This window comes from Piscinibacter sp. (genome assembly GCF_050175855.1).
Lineage (GTDB): Bacteria > Pseudomonadota > Gammaproteobacteria > Burkholderiales > Burkholderiaceae_C > Piscinibacter.
Map to the genome: position 1 here is coordinate 1 of NZ_JBFXIO010000053.1, position 16,347 is coordinate 16,347.

General features: G+C 68.7%; 17 protein-coding genes. 1 reads left to right on the forward strand and 16 read right to left on the reverse strand.

What is annotated here, in order from left to right:
* The 3 genes from traN to AB7U92_RS06485 form a co-directional block, all read right to left on the reverse strand.
* The coding region (gene traN, locus AB7U92_RS06475; RefSeq protein ID WP_428575367.1) for a conjugal transfer protein TraN at positions 1-1,587 on the reverse strand (1,587 nt) is incomplete at its 3' end.
* A 718-nt stretch (positions 1,588-2,305) separates the two neighbouring features.
* Entirely contained in the window at positions 2,306-3,106 is an 801-nt protein-coding gene (locus AB7U92_RS06480) for a hypothetical protein (protein WP_157549374.1), read from the reverse strand.
* Positions 3,103-4,257 (reverse strand): ImmA/IrrE family metallo-endopeptidase, encoded by a 1,155-nt coding sequence (locus tag AB7U92_RS06485; protein WP_231638288.1) that lies wholly within the window; start codon positions 4,255-4,257, stop codon positions 3,103-3,105. The genes AB7U92_RS06480 and AB7U92_RS06485 overlap by 4 nt, the downstream gene beginning before the upstream one ends.
* A gap of 245 nt (positions 4,258-4,502) precedes the next feature.
* Here AB7U92_RS06485 and AB7U92_RS06490 point away from each other — a divergent pair, with 245 nt between their 5' ends.
* Positions 4,503-4,643 carry a hypothetical protein gene (locus AB7U92_RS06490; RefSeq protein ID WP_157549371.1) on the forward strand — a complete coding sequence of 47 codons (141 nt, stop codon included), beginning with the start codon at positions 4,503-4,505 and terminating at the stop codon, positions 4,641-4,643.
* 303 nt (positions 4,644-4,946) lie between these two features.
* On the opposite strand, the gene trbC is transcribed toward AB7U92_RS06490, so the two are convergent.
* From trbC to traL, 13 genes are all read right to left on the reverse strand, one after another.
* A complete protein-coding gene (gene trbC, locus AB7U92_RS06495; RefSeq protein ID WP_054022769.1) occupies positions 4,947-5,648 on the reverse strand; it encodes a type-F conjugative transfer system pilin assembly protein TrbC in 702 nt (233 codons plus the stop codon).
* Positions 5,635-6,669, reverse strand: a complete 1,035-nt coding sequence (locus tag AB7U92_RS06500) for a TraU family protein (RefSeq protein ID WP_082368722.1) — start codon at positions 6,667-6,669, stop codon at positions 5,635-5,637. The genes trbC and AB7U92_RS06500 overlap by 14 nt, the downstream gene beginning before the upstream one ends.
* 41 nt (positions 6,670-6,710) lie before the next feature.
* On the reverse strand, positions 6,711-7,406 hold the full coding sequence (traW, locus tag AB7U92_RS06505; RefSeq protein WP_082368721.1) for a type-F conjugative transfer system protein TraW: 696 nt from the start codon (positions 7,404-7,406) through the stop codon (positions 6,711-6,713).
* Positions 7,382-7,792: a hypothetical protein gene (locus AB7U92_RS06510; protein WP_231638284.1), complete on the reverse strand. Its 411-nt coding sequence runs from the start codon at positions 7,790-7,792 to the stop codon at positions 7,382-7,384. The genes traW and AB7U92_RS06510 overlap by 25 nt, the downstream gene beginning before the upstream one ends.
* A 9-nt stretch (positions 7,793-7,801) precedes the next feature.
* Positions 7,802-8,344: a conjugative transfer signal peptidase TraF gene (traF, locus tag AB7U92_RS06515; RefSeq protein ID WP_054022767.1), complete on the reverse strand. Its 543-nt coding sequence runs from the start codon at positions 8,342-8,344 to the stop codon at positions 7,802-7,804.
* Positions 8,341-8,799, reverse strand: coding sequence for a hypothetical protein (locus AB7U92_RS06520; protein ID WP_231638283.1), 459 nt, complete (start codon positions 8,797-8,799; stop codon positions 8,341-8,343). The genes traF and AB7U92_RS06520 overlap by 4 nt, the downstream gene beginning before the upstream one ends.
* 16 nt (positions 8,800-8,815) lie before the next feature.
* Positions 8,816-11,416, reverse strand: a complete 2,601-nt coding sequence (traC, locus tag AB7U92_RS06525; protein ID WP_428575368.1) for a type IV secretion system protein TraC — start codon at positions 11,414-11,416, stop codon at positions 8,816-8,818.
* A 39-nt stretch (positions 11,417-11,455) separates the two neighbouring features.
* A complete protein-coding gene (gene traV, locus AB7U92_RS06530) occupies positions 11,456-12,178 on the reverse strand; it encodes a type IV conjugative transfer system lipoprotein TraV (protein ID WP_428575369.1) in 723 nt (240 codons plus the stop codon).
* The gene (locus tag AB7U92_RS06535) at positions 12,175-13,128 is read right to left on the reverse strand and encodes a DsbC family protein (RefSeq protein ID WP_428575370.1); all 954 of its coding nucleotides are present in this window, start codon (positions 13,126-13,128) and stop codon (positions 12,175-12,177) included. The genes traV and AB7U92_RS06535 overlap by 4 nt, the downstream gene beginning before the upstream one ends.
* Positions 13,079-14,533 carry a TrbI/VirB10 family protein gene (locus AB7U92_RS06540; protein ID WP_428575371.1) on the reverse strand — a complete coding sequence of 485 codons (1,455 nt, stop codon included), beginning with the start codon at positions 14,531-14,533 and terminating at the stop codon, positions 13,079-13,081. Before AB7U92_RS06540 ends, AB7U92_RS06535 begins: the two co-directional genes overlap by 50 nt.
* Positions 14,533-15,468 carry a type-F conjugative transfer system secretin TraK gene (locus tag AB7U92_RS06545; protein ID WP_428575372.1) on the reverse strand — a complete coding sequence of 312 codons (936 nt, stop codon included), beginning with the start codon at positions 15,466-15,468 and terminating at the stop codon, positions 14,533-14,535. Before AB7U92_RS06545 ends, AB7U92_RS06540 begins: the two co-directional genes overlap by 1 nt.
* Positions 15,455-16,021 carry a type IV conjugative transfer system protein TraE gene (gene traE / locus AB7U92_RS06550; protein WP_428575373.1) on the reverse strand — a complete coding sequence of 189 codons (567 nt, stop codon included), beginning with the start codon at positions 16,019-16,021 and terminating at the stop codon, positions 15,455-15,457. Before traE ends, AB7U92_RS06545 begins: the two co-directional genes overlap by 14 nt.
* A gap of 16 nt (positions 16,022-16,037) precedes the next feature.
* Positions 16,038-16,347: type IV conjugative transfer system protein TraL (traL, locus tag AB7U92_RS06555; protein WP_428575374.1), on the reverse strand; the 310-nt coding region annotated here is incomplete at its 5' end.

The following is a 16,347-nucleotide window of genomic DNA, read 5'->3' on the forward strand; positions in this document are numbered from 1 at the left end:
GACCTGCATGCGGTCGGCGTCCAGGTAGATGCCCGCCTCGCGCCCGGCCTCGAGCATCGACATGCTGCGCGCGAAGTCGGGATCATTCGGCGCGCCGATGTCGAAGCAGTTGCCGCTCAGGCAGAAGACGTTCGTCGGGCAGTTACTGGTGGTGGTGACGGTCTCGGCGGGCACGGGGCAGCTGTAGCTGTCCTCGAACACCTCGCACACGCCGGTGACGGCGTTGGTCTGCCGACAGGTCGACGACTGCGGCGTGCAGCCTGCCGCCACCAGCGGTGCGCACTGGTCGGCCGACGCGCCGCCGCTGCACGACATGGTGCTCCGGTACTCCCAGCAGTCGCGGGTGACGGCCACGCCGTCGACGACCTTGGTTGCCGGGCCATCGGTGCAGACCGCGGGCGTGGTCGTGGTGCAGCGGCCACCTGCGTCCAACGTCGGACACTGGTCGTCCCAACGGTCGGTCTCGGTGACGCTGGTGGCTGGCCGCGTATAGGACAGCCGCATCGTCGGAATCGGGCCGAAGGCGGGGTTGGGTGCCCAGCCGATCACGGCCCGGTCCGCGTCGATGTTCCAGTAGGTGCCGGCCACGGTGCCCGTGATGTCGATGCCGGCGTAGGGCGTCCACCCGGGAGCGGGCGCGTAGCACTTCGTGCCGTCCAGGGCGGTGGTGGTGCAGCCGCTGTCGCCCTGGCAGACGGTGTCCTGGATGTTGTCCCCGCTCTGCGTGCCGGCGCGGCAGGCGGCGTAGACCTTGAGGAAAGGCTCGACGCTGGTGCAGCTGTAGCCGGAGTCGCCGCCACCGGTACAGACCTCGGCGCGCTCCGGGGCCACCATCGCAGTCAGGCTGCAGGACGATCCGCTGCAGCTCTTGTCAGCCACCCAGACGGCCGTGCGGATGGGCTGGCCGTCGATCATTGAATAGGTGGTGTCAAGGACCGACACGATCTGCGGGAAGACGACCGGCGTCGTCATGTCCACGTCGAAGAAGCTGAGAGGATTGCCGTCCTGGGTGACGCGGAAGTGCTGCGCGGTGACGGCGCGGTCAGGCAGGCATTGCACATCCAGACCCGTGCGGCCGGAGGCGGTGTGGGCGAACCAGTCGCCCGGGTTGCAGCTGGTGGTCCGCGTCGTGTTGACGGTCAGGCTTCGGCTGCAGCTGTAGTTGCCGACGCCGACGTAGCGCAGGCAGCTGCGTGGCTGCATGCCGGCGGGCACCGGGGTGACCGTGGTGGTGCAACCGCTGTAGTAGGCGGCCAGGCTGCCCAGCTCGGCCGATGGCGTACGGCCGATCGCGCGCGCTGCAACCACAGCAGGGTCATCGGCGCCGATCGTCGGGCGCGGCGTGTTGGCTGAGGAGAAGGCGCCACGCTGCGCCTGGCAGAGCGGGTCGGTGGGGGTCAGCGCACATGCAGAGAGCCTCGCGCTGCCCTGCGACGACAGGTTGGGCTGGCGGTAGTAGCTGCGCTCAGGAGGGGTGGTCGTGTAGCCCGGGACCACGGCTGTGGCGCCCGGGGTGGTGACGTTGCCGCGGGCCACTGGGTTGGCTGCCTGGCCGGCGGCGACCCCCTCCTCGTGCGGGCCGGCCACGGCGGCGGTCTGCGTGGTCAGGAAGCAGGCGGCGGTGATGCAGGCGACGAGGCGGCGCCACGGCGATGCGTGGCTCGCCGTCGATGGCGGCGGGGCAGGGCGGTGGCTATCGGGGCCTGGCGGGGTGGGGAGAAGCACGCCCCATGGTCAGCGGCGGCCCGGTCGGTGTCTCGGGGAAACGGTGGGTGAGAGAGTGGGGTTTCGAGGCTGGCCAAGCCTTGACGAATGGCTGCGCCCCGCTGGTACCGGCCGTTGGCAGAACGGCGGGCTACTTACGCTGCCGGCCATCAGCCGACGTTGGCGATGGGCTGCTTGCTGGCATCTGGTCTTGTCGACCTTGCGCCCGGAGCAACCGAAAGGTCGTCGCCAGAGGCTGGCCCCACAAAGGTGGACACACAGGGTTGTGACCACGGACGGTCGCAAGCCCAGCAGCCCCTATCAGTCGATTCGAGTGCCCCTTGCCTTCCCTAAGAGCCAAACTAGAAGTCCCTACCCAACCCCGGGCGGACCCGACACACCCGGTAGGAACGACTGGTTGCCGATGCCCAAACCTGTGGCGCTCGCATGCATCCACGCTCTTCGGTGTGACACCACCCACTGGCGACATCAGCGTTCCCGGGGGAAGCACCGACTTGAGGGCTTTCAGTCCCTCGCGGTCCACTATACCGGCCGGGATATTCTTCAGTGCCTGCGTGCCATGGCGCAGCATGGCGAACGCCTAAGTCGCTTGCATGTCCTCGACGATCAGGACCTGTCCGCGCCGCAGCAGGTACGGTTCCGCGGCCCCCTCCTCGGGTGCGAATCCCTGCCCGACAACCTCCCGGGCATTGAAGGTCCACCGGTTCTTCGCGCGCTTCACCTGCCCGAGCTTGCACGCGAAGGCCGCGGGCTTGCCCTTGCCCTTGAAGGAAATGGTGGTGCTGCTCTTCACTTCACATTCCGCCTTGCCACCGAGATCGATGAATCCGTTGATATTCAACGCTTGAACATCAACCTTTGCGCTGCCGTCCGTGGCCAGAGTCATGTCGATCGCGTCCGCATACGCGTAGTCGTAGGCAACATGAACCATGCCGAGCCGCAGTTTCTCTTCGCTCAGCCCGGCCGGATCGAAGCCTTGGTTCAGCGCCGCCCCGATGTCGGCCGGATCGAGCCCGCGCCACGTCACGCCGCTGAAGCTGAACGTGACGACCGCCCCCCGCGCGAAGCTGAGATCGAGCTTGGGCGCCGAGTTGACACCGATGCAACGCAGCGCGTCATTGAGGAAGTTGCCGGCCGCCTGGAGACTCTTTCGGCTCGTCTCGCTGTGGCTGATGTCTGCCTGCTCGCCCTCTTGCAGCGTGTCGGGCAGACTGCCGGCCGGCACGGCCGTCGCCAGGCGCCCCCAGCGCCTCAGGACGCCCTGCTCGTACAGGTAGATCTCGGGGGGCTCCAGGCCCGTGCGTGGCAATAGGATCGGGTTGTAGCCCGCCTTGTTGAGGACCTGCACGAGCGCGTCGTCACGGCACATCAGTGATGTCATTGACCTTCCTCCAGAAACAAGCCGGGCAGCGGCGCCGGAAGCGCTGCCACGAGCTTGCCATACGCTAGGCAGATCCCGGCTCTAGGCTCATCGGCGGGGGCCGGAACCCCAGGTTCAGCGCTGAACACGGCCCTCGCCAGCGCCGCAGCGCGTTCGAGTTCTTCCGGCTGCGCATCATCACACAACGACAGCAGGTTCGAGGCCGCCGCCTCGAAGGTGACGGATTTTCTCGATCCGCCAAGCTCAATCAGCATTCCCATCATGGTGGACACGAGACTTTCCGCGCTGACCAACGGCTGTCGCGGCTCGAAGCCGAGCAGCCGGCGCTCCGCCGCTTCCATCCGCAATCCTTGGGCGATCGCCACGGTAGTGTGGAAGTAGTACGTGAACTCGCTGTCGCAACGTTCCCGAAAACGCCTCCGCAGAGATTCGAGCCGATCGGCCGGCGAGGGGTGGGTGTCGGGGAACCGGTGGCCCAGCAGACGAAGGGCTTCCAGCAGACGGGGCACCAGGAAGGCACCTGCCAGGGCCGCGCGCGTGCGCCCGCATGGCTGGCCGAAGTGGTCGATGCAGGCATCGAGGGCAAAGCCGTCGGCTTCCAGTTCCTGTGCGACGGAGCGTTCCGCGGGCGAGACGCCGGTGTGCAGCACTGCATGCCCGATCTCATGCAGCAACACGAACAGTCGCGTGGCTAGGCTCAACTGGGTGAGGAGGTCGGCAGTCTCCGCAGCCAAGGGCGTGAGGACGATGCTGACGTGCTCGTTGCGCCATCGTGATCCCCAACTGTCGTAGACCGCGTCGAGCGCCTGATCGACTGCCTCTGGCGTCGAAGCGGCAGGTATCGGTGCCCCGCTGCCCACGGTGAGATTGGCGCCCGACACCAGCGCGCCCAGCGCAGCGTCGATGAAGTCGAGCAAGCCGCCGCTCACCAGCACGAAGGCACTGCCATCTTCGTAGCCTGCGCATTCCGCGCGCGGCCGCGCGTCTCCAGGCTCACCCACCTGCAGGGCCCCCAGCGCCGGAAACCTGCAGACGAAGTGCACCCGTTCGCGCCCCCGAATCAGGCCCAGCGCCGGCCTGAGGCGTGGCGGTCCGGCCCACGGCGGCGCATTCTCCATTCGACGGCGGAACTCATATGCTGCTTCGGTCATCGTCACGAGGAGGAGCCCTCCGGATCTCGGTCGCTGGCGACACGGACCGGGGGGAGCGCACCCCGATCACGCTTCTCCGTAGCATGGCACGTCCAAGCAAGCCATTCAACGGTGCGCGTGATGGGTTCTTCCGGCGCATGCACCTCGCCCGTCGACCGCTTCCGGTCCGGGGGCAGGAGCGGGGTCCTGCAGACGGCACCGCCACCTGCGACTGCTCAAGGGGGCCGACCACCGAGATGTCGTCGATGAATCTGATCGTCGCGCCGCCGAGAACGAAGGGACTGAAGGCCATCGCAGACCGAGGCTACTTCAGCAGCACGCAGATCAAGGCATACAGAGATGCTGGAATCCAGCCGTGCGTCGCCAACCCAGCAACGCCGGCCTGAAATGGTCCTGGGCTTGCCGCCGTGCCTTGCTGGCCTGGACTTGCAGCGCACCGCGGGCGCTGTTCCCGCGTATTCGTATGCCTTCCAGCCCATCGTCGTCGTCGTCGCGCGCTAGGTCCTCTCCTGCGAAGCCCTTGATCCGTGGGCGTGACTTGGTCCGCGCTCGACCGGCAGCATTGCGACGGCGAGATCCGGTCGACGTATGTCGCTGAAGGGTCGTCAGGAGGTTATGCTCGACGCGGCCCGACCGTCCGCTGTCCGGGCGTTGCCGACTTTGGACGCGAGCCGATGGAGGAGCGGCGTCTACCGCTTCGACTGAGCTGAACCCTGCGAGCGCCGACTCAGGTACTTCATCGCATAGTCCAGGGTCACATCTCCAGCGACCTTCACAAACTGCTGCGACGAGCCACACGCGCGTGACCTACAGGCCTCGGTCCCGGCGCCGTCCATGACCAGGACGAATGTCGGTGTCCTCGTGATCGCGTAGCGATCGAACGCCTCCGGATCGATCTGAACAGCAACACGGCGGCTGCCGATCAGCGCTTGCATGCGGGTCACCGTGTCTCTGATGGATCCGTTGACCAAGCCCCGCAGCACGAGCGTCGCGCCCGCCAGCGCTGCCTGGTCGACCAAGCGCTGGAGCGTCGCCTCCGGCATTGCGAAGCTCACAAAGATCAGCACCTTCGGCCCTGCCTTGCCCGAAGTCATCGCCGCTGCCTGAGTTCCGTTCTGCAGGTCGAAGCCCTTGGAGATGGCCTCGAGGTCGATGGGCATGCTGGTCACCGGCCGCGGAAGGTTCTCGATGCGCGGTGCGCCAGGAATCGGCAACCGTGCAAGCTCAGCCTCGGTCGGCATCCGATGCTGCTGGCGCGCGCGCTCGATTTCGGCGTCGGTCACCGTGGGTGGCGTCGCCGGGGCACCCAGCACGCTGCCGGCAAGAAGGAGCGCAGCGATTCCCGCGCCGAGCGTCCGTCCGATGGGCGATGCCGCGTCAGTAGCCCACACAGCAGTTCCTCTTCCGAAACAGCATGAACGCGAAGTCCTCGCCGCGCACAGGGTACTCCTTGCCGGCGCCCCAGACGATGGTGCTGCGGCCGAAGGGCTGGCAGCAGCGCCCGCCGTCCTTGGCGGTGTTGGCCACCGGATAGGTCAGCTGGGTCTTGTAGGCGGTCTTGTCCATGGCCGGCAGGAAGTAGGGCCCGCACAGGCCTGGCCGGCCATGCCAGCCCCAGGCCAGCAGCTCGCGGTGCATCTTGGCGGTCAGCCGCTGCGCGATGAGGGCCGCCGTTCGCACGCCGCCCATGTGGTACGGCACGTGGCCATCGAGGGGGTAGATGCCACCCTGGCAGCCGGCGCACCAGAACATCTCGGCGATGCCGAAACCCGCGGTCGCGGCCACGCAATCGGCCGCGCAGGCCGCCACCGCCACGGGGTTTGCGAACAACACCGCCTCAGGGTTGAGGATGAGGGTCAACTCATCGTCGTTCCACAGCGGGTCCACCTCGGTCAGGTAGGCCAGGTCGAACGAGCCCCGCTCCAGGCACGGGAAGTCGGTCACCACCTCCAGCCAGTACAGCACTGGGTTCACGTAGAAATGCGCCTGGTAGAAGCTGCCGCCGTCGCCATCGCCTTCGGGGCGCGTAAACCGTGCCGCCGCCGGCGCCGGGATGCCGGGGTCGAGGTCGATGCCGCCCAGCGAGGCCAGGCAGAACGGCTTGCGCACGGCCTCCACGTGCCGGGCCGGCTCCCAGAACCCGATCGACAGGCCGATGGTGGGGTTCACGCCGCAGCTGCAAACCGGGTTCGACGGGTTAGGGATGTCCTCTTGGCCATCGAAGTTGGCGATGGTGGCGCTGCCGATGCTGATCGGCAGGATGCAGCTCCAGCAGATCTCGGTGATCGGGTTGGGGAAGCGGCCGGTGCAGGTCAGGCTGTCGGCGGCCTGCGCGGGCGCCAGCCAGGGCAGGACGGCAGCCAGCACCGCACGGGCAAGCAGTTGGCTGGCCCATCGGCGAAGCGCGGGCATCCTCTGTGCGGCAAGCCAGCGGATCAGGGAGGGCAGGGTGGTCATTGCACGAGCACCTCGTCGACGCGCAGGCGCATGCCTTCCTGCGAGACCAGGGCGGGCACCTGCCTGATGCCGAATCGGCGGGTCAGCGTCCCCTGCTGGTCGTAGTACACCGGCACGCGCCAGGCCTTCATCAAGGCAAGGTACGAGCCACCGGTCAGGATGGGCTTGACCTTGCCGTCGTAGCGCGCGATCAGCTCGCGCGCCCGGGCGACCTGTCGTCCGTCACGGGCATCAAAGAACAGCAGCCGCTTGGACAGCGACACCACCTCCAGCGGGTTCTTGCGCGTCCCGGCAGGGAACAGCAGCCGGCCCTGCGCATCGACGATGTTGCGGTCGAGCGTGAAGGTGGGGTCGATGGTCCAGGACCGTGCAGTCTCGGTGCTTCGTACGCCCTCGACCGGAGCGGGCTGGCGCACGGCGGCCACACCGCGGCTGCGGGCCTCGTCGATCAGACGCTGCAGTTCACCCGAGCGTTCCTTGTCGCGCAGGCGTTGCTGGATGAACTCCAGCAGGTGGGGCTCGGCAATGCCGTAGGTCGGGCCGATGGTCCCCAGGTCCACGGCGTGGGTGGCCGTGCTCAGGATCATGGCGGCGACCGCCAGCAGGCGCCGAGTGACGCGCGCCGGGGCGCTGATGCAGCCTGTCCGGGGCAGTGGCAGTTCGAACTTCACCTTGCCGCCTTCCGGGTGCATGAGACCTGCTCGCCCAGCCGGGTCAGGCCCGGCCCGTCCTGGAGGTGGCTGGCCCGGATCATCGCCATCAGCACAGGATCGCCGTCTCCTTCCGCCATCGCCTGTCGCAGCTCGCGGCTCGACAGACTCCGGCGGCACCGGCGCTCGTGGGCCTGGAGATAGGCCTGCGCCCCTTGATGCGCCGCAGGGGAGATCTGCTGGAGCAGCGCAAGGTAGTCGGCCATCGGCACGTCGCCCGTGATGGCCGGCTCGGACGATATCTGCGCGAGCGCGGGCAAGGCCGTTGCGAACGCGGTCAGGGCGACAAGGGAAGCCAGCGAGGCCAGGGAGGTCGGCTGGGCCCTTTGACGGGGCACCGGGCAACGCAGTATCAGGTGCGGATCCACGGCGGCCCCTCAGAACAGTGGCACCACGGTGCCCAGCACCTGCTCGGCCCGCACGAGCCCGCTGCTGCGGTAGCGCGAGTCGAACGAGTCCGGGCCGGTACCCTGCACGTAGTAGTGGCCCGGAGGGATCACCGTCGGCGCAATCGGCTCCAGCGGGCGCCGGTCGAAGGCCTGGGCCTTGGCCGTGCCGACGACGACACCGTTGACCGACACCGTGCGGCCGGACACCGTCACCACGTCGCCCGGCAGGCCGCGCACGACCTTGAAGAACGGCTGACCGTCCAATCCGGGGTACGTGGCTCGCGCCTCGCCTGCAAACGAGAAGATGACGAACTCGCCGCGCTGCAGCGGATGCTCGCCGTGCTGCAGCCATGCCACCCGGTAGGGCAGGCTGCCCGTCCAGTTAAACAGGACCGGCACCCGCGGCGTCGGGTCGATGAAGAGCCGCGTGTAGGCGAAGGCCCAGATCGCGAAGACGGGCAGGTAGACGTACCAGCGTCGCCGCATGTGCGCCGCATAGTCGATGGCCTGGGTGCGAAGGCTGCGCTTCATCGGGCCTCCTCGGGGTCGTTCCTGTGGGGTGTGTGGGGATGGCCCAGCTTCTGCTGCAGCAGTGCCGTCAGATCGACGGTCCGAGGTGTGCGGCCGGCCACGGCGCTCTTCAGCATCACCAGGCAGGCGCAGTCGCGCGGCAGTTCCTCCAGCGCCGCCGGCAGCCGCTGCGAGAAGTTCCGGGCCAGCGCAAACGCCTTCTCGCGGTCGGCATCGGTGGTGGCACGGGTCAGGAGCTGGGTGAACTCGGCCTCCTTCTGCCGGTACACCTCGCCGACATCAACGACGCCGACGCGCTGGGCCGGACGCACCACCACGCGGTCGTAGGCGGCCAGCGTGCCCAGCACGATCAGCAGCGCGAATGCCGCGTGGAGGAGGATTGGCGCCATGCCCAGTGGCCCGGCGACGGGCTGCTGGGGCTTTGGGCCCGGACTGGCGCTGGCGTCGACGTCCATGGGAGCCTCGCCAGGGTCACACCGCGTGCCCGCGCCGCCGCAGCAGCTCGGTGATCGCGTCGTCGATGCTCAGGCCCTGCGCCCGCAGCTCGTCGATCGGGGCGTTGTCCTCCAGCTTGTTGGAGAACAGCAGATGGGTCGCCGGGTCGAGGATGTTGCGCGCCACGCCTTCACCCACCGGCGAGGAGATGTAAACCTCCGAGAACACGCCAGGCTCCGTGCGCAGCGAGTTGAGCAGCCGCTTCTTGGGCTCGTCCATCGACAGCCGCCCCTTGCGGTCGAGCATCTCGATCGACTCGGGCTTCTGCCGCAGCAGGAACACCCAGTCAGAGCAGTTAAAGGCGGCCTCCATCTGGGCCGAGCCGTAGTAGTCGTCGGCGCTCTGCGTGGCCGTGCCGAGCGATCCGCCGTACTTGCGGGCACGGCGTGCGGCTTCCTCGACCACGGCCGCCTTCACGGGGTCGTCGGCGCCGATGTCGCCCAACTGCTGCTTGAGCTCGTCGATGAAGAGCACCTTGCGCCGGTTGCGCGTCAGGTACATCTCGCCGGTGATCTGGTGCAGCAGCAGGATGTTGACGACCGCATGCAGGTCGGGCCGACGCTTCAGCTCCTCGTTCTCGATGACGACGAAGTCGTTGCCGAAGTCGATGTTGTTGCGCCCCTCGAAGAAGCGCTCGTACTGGCCGCCGCGCGCGTAGGGGTTCAGCATCACGGCCAGGTCGCGGATGCGCGGGTCCTCGCGCACGCCCAGCTCCTCGATGGTGCCGGCCTTGAAGGCGTCGCGAAGCGCGGTCACCGTGAGCGCGTTGCCGTGCTCGCGGAACAGCTTGATGACCATCGCCGAGATGGCCTTGTACTGGACCTCGTCCAGCGGCCGGGACATCGAGGCCATCTTGGAGATGGCCGGCACCAGCATGTCGATGTCCTCGTTGATGTCGACGATGTGCGTGAAGGGGTTGAGGCAGATGTCGACGTCGGGCCGGAACTCGATGTACGTGCCCTTGGCCTTGCGGCACAGCTTCTCGAAGGACCGGCCGAGGTCGAGCATCCACACCTTGGCGTCGATGGCCCGGTAGGACCACGCCATCTCGTTCATCAGCACCGACTTGCCGGACCCGGGCGCGCCGATGATCGCGAAGTTGTAGTTGCCCAGGTCGTTGTCGAAGATGTCCAGCGTCATCAGCTGGCCGCGCCGGCCACCGAAGACCAGGGCCGGCGTGCGCGTGCCCCGCCACTCGGCGATCAGCGGCGCCAGGTGGATGGCATTGGCCATCGTCTTGCGCGAGACGCGGCGCATCTTGGCCAGGTCCTTGTGGAAGGCCTCCGACAGCGTCATCGGCAGGCTGGCCAGCAGCGCCTGCCGGTGCATGTAGACATCGGCATTGAGCTGGAAGCCCCGGCCGCGCCAGATCGCGTTGGCGGTCTCCTGGGCGGACACTGCCTTCTCTGGTGGCGAGAAGATCGCCAGCTGGTGGTACAGGCTCACCAGGCTGCTGCCCACGTCGATGGCGTTGGCCGCCGCGGTCCAGTCTTGCAGCTTCTTGCCCACGTCGGGCATCACCTCGGCCATCTTGCTGCGGGCGTTCTGGGTCGCACGCACGTGGTTGGCCGTGACCACCGACTTCATGACGTTGGGGTCGAGCACGTGCACGCCCATGGTCAGCAGGAAGGGCGCGCTGTACTGCAGCGCCGGCTGCATCAGGTCGCCGATCAGCGAGCCCATCTGCCACAGTGCAAAACGCTCGGGGAAGGACTTGATCGAGTAGAAGCGTGCTTCCAGCGATCCCTCGTGGCCCTCCTTCCAGAGGGTCAGACCGGCAGGATGCGGGTCCTGGATGGTGTCGAAATCGACGATCTGATCGCGGATCTCGCGGCCGTCGTCATAGTGAAGGTTGGGGGCGTCGGTCTGGGAGATCCGGTCCGGGTTGGTGAACAGCGCACACCAGTTGATCAGGTCCGCGGCGTCGCAGACACGGCTGGGCAGCGACGCCGAGCGCAGCGTGGACGCCATGGACTCGCGCAGCGCGACCAGCTCGTCGCGCCGGGTCAGGTCGCCGGCCTGCTCCACGCCGCCGGGCACCGACACGCTCATCATCAGCCGAAAGTCGCGGATCGTGTAGTGGAAGCCGGTGGTCAGCGACTGCTGCGCACCGTGCAGCAGGTGCCCCACACGCTGCCGAGCAAGGCGGTGGAACAGGTTGTCGTTGCGCGCCGGGCGGCCCCAGTGCTTGGCCTTGTCGGCCTGGTCGGCATCCTCGACGCGCAGGTTGGCATAGCGGCACAGCTGCTCGCGGATGTGCGGCGATGCAAAGAGGTGGAACTGGATCCCGGTGGCTGGCGGGCAGGTCGAGTACAGCGAGATCAGCACCTCGGCCATGCGGTCGTCTGCACCCGACTGCGGCATCAGCTCGAGCATGAAGCCCAGGCTGTCGCGGTTGACGAAGAGCTTCTCGTCGGCGAGGTAGGCCGAGTAGGGCAGCCAGGACGCGAACTGCTCGGCCGGCGTGTCGGGAGGCGAGCCCAGGCCCAGCCAGCCCAGGCTGCCGTGGCCGGGGCGGCTGGCGCTGGGAAAGGCGGCGGATCGGGTCGAAGCGGTCTGGGCGAACGGGTTGGGCATGGAGCGTGCCTCGCAGGGATGGCCGGAAGAGATGTCAGGTCAGTCGTTGGGTTCGTTGCCACGCGGATCGACGGGCATCTGCGGCCGGCCCGCCGGAGGTGTCAGGCCGGGCAGGGACAGCGAACCACCCGGTTGATCTGCCCGACCCGACTGGTTCGATGTCCTGGGGTCGCGCGATTCGGTGGCGCCGCCGGCAGGACGTGCGGTTGCGGTCGGCGGAGGCCGCAACGGTGCGTAGGCATCGCGGATCCGCCGCTGCGCGTGCTCGACGAGCCACTGGCCATCGTCGACCCGGACGTAGACGTAACCCTGGTCGTGGAGGTCGCGATCGGCGTCTTCCCAGGGCTTGAACCAGAGCCGCAGGATGCGGGCCGAGGACCGGAGCGGCACGGTCGTGGGCGAGGGCGGCGGCGATGGCGATAGGGCGATGCGGGAGGCCGCCGCGCCTGCAGCGCCCGCCGCGGCTGCGCCGGTGGTGCCCTCCGTCGCGCGCGGAGCTTGCGGCGTGCCTGGGTTGGCGCCAGCCGTTCGCCGCTGACTCGGCAGGTTGTTCTGCACGGCATTGGCGTAGGTGCCGGAGACGGAGTCGCAGGTCACACCGTCCGGGGCCTTGCAGGCATAGCTGGAGCTACCGCTGAGACCGCTCATGCTCATGCAGCCGCTCAGCATCCAGGCCAGCAGCACCGACGCCGCGGCCAGTCCGGTGGCTGAAGCAGCACGCGATGTCGGAGCTGCGTGAAACACGACGGCGGGCTTCTTCATGGCTTGCCCCCCGCCACCTGCGACACCTGCTTGAGGCGCGCGAGCAGCACTGTCCGGTCGACGTAGCCGTCGGTTCGGGTGCCATCCGCCCAGACCAGGGTCGGCGTGCCTTGGACGGCGAGGCGTTGCGCGAGCGCGAGGTTGCGGTCGAGCGGGTTGTCGCACTCCGGGGCCCGCAGGGCTGCCGGGTCGCCCGCCGGCCTGAGCAGCGAGGTGTCGCCCTGCAGCATGAACTGGTGCCATGCTTTCTCGCGGTCCGCCGCGCACCAGATCGAGACCGGGCGCGCGCGGCCCTGGAAGGGCACGAGGAAGGTGTAGATCGTCACGTCGTCCAGGCCCGCGAGCTCGGGCTCGAGCCGGCGGCAGAACGAGCACCCCGGGTCGCTGAAGACGGCGATGCGACGGTGCTCGTTGCCACCGCTGCCTCGCACGGTCTTGATCGCGTCCGCCAGCGGCAGTTGGTCGAAGGCGATTGGTGCGTCGGGAGCCGGCACGCGGTCGGACTGCGCTGAGGGAACGCCCGCGCCGCCCGCCTGGCCGGCCTGCGCAGCGATGGTGGCCGCGCGAGCCAGTCTGGGGCCGGTGAGGTCCTGCATCGTCTGGGTGTCGAAGACCCGGCCGAAGATGAAGTAGCGCGGATTCCGCGGCGACACGTAGGCCACGTTGCTGTTCATCCAGACCTCGTAAAGACCGGCCACGGGCGAGCGCTGCACCTGCGTGAACTGGGTGCCGGGGTGCGCCTTGCGCAGCGCGGCCAGCAGCCGAGCCTCATCGGCAGCGGCGGCGCCGGCGTGTCCTGCGGCAAGGGCCGCCAGACCGGCCACGACCCAGGCCGCGGGCAGGAGTTGCCTGCCGGAAACACGCAGGGGGGAGGTAAAGGCGAAGCCTGGCGAGGGCTTGTCAGTCGTTGGCATCGTCGGGGACCTCCGGGTTGCTCGGGCGGACTGCAAGGGGCGCGGCGGCAGTGGCGCTCATCGGCAGGTCGATGCGGACGCCCTTGGTGATGACGACATCGATCTCGCGGCCAGCGTCGACCTCGATCACGGGGAAGGTGTTCTCGGCCAGCTTGATGTAGTACTGGGCGAGCCGGTCGAGGGCGCGGCCGACACCGGTGCCAAGCCCGGCCCGGTAGGCGTCGGCGCCCGAAGCGCTGGTGATCGTTCCGAGCGGCGAGGTGCTGACGTTGGTGGACGAGGTGGCCAGGCCCTGGCCGATGCCGCTGACCACGCCGGCCAGGAGGGCGTTGGCCAGCATCTGGCCCTGCTTGGTGACCAGCCGTCCGCGCATGCCGACCTTGCCGTCCTCGCCGTAGACGCTGCCCTGGATCTTCACTTCCAGGGTCGCACCGTCGGCGCGGACGCACGAGAGGTTCTCGGTGCGGAGGTAGGCCCGTTCGGAGCTGATATCGCCATACCCAGCCGCGATGACGAAGCACTCGCGGTACTCGCCACGGAAGCGGTTGGGCAGCACCGCGTTGTCCGACAGCCGGATCAGCACCGGGTGGGGGTTGGACTGCGCCTGCCCGCCGGTCGGTGCGTCCAGCCCGCCCAGCAGCGTGCCGCGCGTGAAGCTCACGGGAAGCCAGGTCGACACCGTCCGAGGCTCGGCCGCCGGTGTGCCGGCGCGCTCCGAAGCGCTGCCGCTCGTGCCGGCGACGCCTTGCATGCTGCGATCGACCAGCGTGACGCGGCTGATCGCAGGTGCCACCGGTGCCGCCGGTGCAGGGTCGGCCATCTGCAGTCCCGGCATGCCCGCCGGCAACGGTCGGCCGGCCGTGCCCGGGCCGTAGGTCGAAGGGAGCGGCAGGCTGGCCGCCGGCGGCAGCCCGGTCGGCGTCGTGCCGGCCGAGGCCGACGGCAAGGCGGGTGGGAGCGGTGCAGGCACGGGCGGAACCGGGGCAGCAGCGGGGGCCGGCGCGGCTGCACCCTGGGCCGCCTGCGTCGCCGAGGTCAGGCGCTGTTCCAGTTCCGCGAATCGCTGCATCGTGCGGGCCTCGAAGGCCTGGCGGTCGCGGTTGAGCCGGGTCTGCTCCTCGCGCTCGCTCTCGTACTGGGCGAGCTTGCTGCCTGCGGTGCCTACCCACTGGTCCACCGGGTTGACTTGCTGGCCGGGCGGCATGACGCCGATGTTGGTGACTGGCCCCGGCGCGCCGGCGGCGGGCTTGCGAGAACCCGACGACGATCCGGTGTCCGTGGACGCGAAGATCAGCCAGAGCAGGCCGACGCCGGCGGCCACGATCACGCCCAGCAGCGCGAACTGGCGCTGGCGTGGCGTCATCCGCTCGGCCAGTTGCGCCCCGAGGCGGGTGGCCGACTGGCGAAGGGCGGCAGCGGATGGGGGCAGGGGCGACACCATCACTGGCCTCCGCGGCGGATGACGAAGACGTTGGTGGTCTCGCCCGGGCGCAGGTTGTGGTGCTCGACAGCCACGGCCAGCACCTGTCCGCCCGCGGGGCTGTCGGGTCGGTCGAACTCCTGCTCCGCCAGCACCATCACGGCCTGGCTCACGTTCTGCAGCAGGTACTTCTCACCCACCAGACCCCGGCCCTGGTAGCGCCGCATCAGCGAGAACCTGGCTTCCGCCCAGAGCTGGATCTGCTGGTTGAGTTCGTCCAAACGGATGTCGGGCGGCACGCGGTCGGACGCCATCGCCAGGAGCAGCGTCTTCAGCCCCCGGATGTGGTTGGGGGCATTGACCAGCGGTGTCTGCGAGCCCGCGGCGCCGGTCGGTGACTGCATCGCCTGCAGCGCCCGTTGGGCGGGGTCGCGGATGACGATGGTGTCGGCCGGGGTGTCTGCCTTGCGTAGCACCAGCGTGTAGGTGGCGTGCGCCGACGAGATGAACAGGTTGACCGGCTTGGGCGAGTCGCCGACCGGGCGGATGTAGATCTCGCCCTTGTCGCGGTCGCACTCCAGGACGATCTCGCCCGCGGGGTTTACGGCCGGCAAGGCGGCAGCGGGTGGCCCACCGTTGCTGCCGCTCGAAGTCGGCGCGGCGCTACCGCAGTTGCTGGAATGGATGTTGCCGAACACGTCCGTGATCGCGGCTCCGTCGATGCGGATGCGCGTGGGTTCCTTGATCGACAGCACGGCCTCGACGGCCACGCCGTCGCGGGCATCCAGCACCTGCAGCGCGGTTGCCGGCGCTGCGGCTGCGAGCAGGCCTGTCAGGGCGGCCCATGCGGCGACCGAGCGGAACCAGCGGGGTGTCAGGCAACCGCGCGCCGTGAACACCACTGCTGCCGGGGCAGCCTGGCGACGGCGCAGCGGCCGGGAGTCACGGCGCGGCATGGGTCACCTCCTTGAAGGTCTTCAGGTGCATCCGGCCGCCGCTGTATGCGAAGCCCACCTCGTAGGCCTTGGCGTCGTTGGCCGTTTCCAGGCCGTTGACCAGCGTGCGCAGCCGGCCGCGGACGACGACGGTCTGTGTGTCCTCGCTGGGCACCAGCTGCTGCGGCATGAAGAAGGTGCTGGCATTGATGCGCTTCAGCCGCGCCGCCACCAGCTCCTGGCGGGTCTTGAGCTCGCCGTGCTGGTCGGGCTCGACATAGCCGAGCAGGATGTCCTTCTTCCAGTCGATGGAGGCCGGCGTCACGTCCAGCACCAGCCAGGCGATGAAGGCGCCCATCTGCTCGAGGTACTCGCCGCTGGCCTTGTCGCGCGTGACCCAGAAGGACTTGTTGATGGACGGCGGTACGACGACGGTGCGCACCGTGCCCAGCAGGTTGAGGATCACCACCAGTGCCAGCACATGGGCGGCAGCCAGCAAGCCCACGGTGAGCGCCAGGCCGCGGTTGCGGCGGCGCATCTCCTTGATGTCCCCGTTCAGGCGTTCGAAGTCCATGGTGGCGGCCTTGGGGTCAACCGACCATGCGCCGGATGTGCGACGGCGGCGTGGCGCGCATCGCCGTCAACGGGCTGGTGGGAAGGTGCCAGTAGAGCCAGTGCACCGCAAAGGCCGGGTGCTTGTCGGCCTTGATGCGGGCGATGGCGCGCGAAGTGAGGGCGCCGGCGGCCAGGCACAGCGCGAAGGAGAACTTCGAGCCGGACATGTAGCCCATGAACAGCCCGAAGAGCAGGGGCGCGGCGACGTCGACGTCCCAGAAGCCGATCTTCCACTGGTCGTCCAGGCGGCGCGGGATGTAGGTGTCGGCGTGCATGCGGGCCTCC

What these genes read in the sequence shown, in the direction of transcription:
- AB7U92_RS06480 (WP_157549374.1), bottom strand. Translation starts at nt 3,106, where the DNA reads ATGACATCACTGATGTGCCGTGACGACGCGCTCGTGCAGGTCCTCAAC.
- AB7U92_RS06485 (WP_231638288.1), bottom strand. Translation starts at nt 4,257, where the DNA reads ATGACCGAAGCAGCATATGAGTTCCGCCGTCGAATGGAGAATGCGCCG.
- AB7U92_RS06490 (WP_157549371.1), top strand. Translation starts at nt 4,503, where the DNA reads ATGAATCTGATCGTCGCGCCGCCGAGAACGAAGGGACTGAAGGCCATC.
- AB7U92_RS06500 (WP_082368722.1), bottom strand. Translation starts at nt 6,669, where the DNA reads ATGCCCGCGCTTCGCCGATGGGCCAGCCAACTGCTTGCCCGTGCGGTG.
- traW (WP_082368721.1), bottom strand. Translation starts at nt 7,406, where the DNA reads ATGCACCCGGAAGGCGGCAAGGTGAAGTTCGAACTGCCACTGCCCCGG.
- traF (WP_054022767.1), bottom strand. Translation starts at nt 8,344, where the DNA reads ATGAAGCGCAGCCTTCGCACCCAGGCCATCGACTATGCGGCGCACATG.
- AB7U92_RS06520 (WP_231638283.1), bottom strand. Translation starts at nt 8,799, where the DNA reads ATGGACGTCGACGCCAGCGCCAGTCCGGGCCCAAAGCCCCAGCAGCCC.
- traC (WP_428575368.1), bottom strand. Translation starts at nt 11,416, where the DNA reads ATGCCCAACCCGTTCGCCCAGACCGCTTCGACCCGATCCGCCGCCTTT.
- traV (WP_428575369.1), bottom strand. Translation starts at nt 12,178, where the DNA reads ATGAAGAAGCCCGCCGTCGTGTTTCACGCAGCTCCGACATCGCGTGCT.
- AB7U92_RS06540 (WP_428575371.1), bottom strand. Translation starts at nt 14,533, where the DNA reads ATGGTGTCGCCCCTGCCCCCATCCGCTGCCGCCCTTCGCCAGTCGGCC.
- AB7U92_RS06545 (WP_428575372.1), bottom strand. Translation starts at nt 15,468, where the DNA reads ATGCCGCGCCGTGACTCCCGGCCGCTGCGCCGTCGCCAGGCTGCCCCG.
- traE (WP_428575373.1), bottom strand. Translation starts at nt 16,021, where the DNA reads ATGGACTTCGAACGCCTGAACGGGGACATCAAGGAGATGCGCCGCCGC.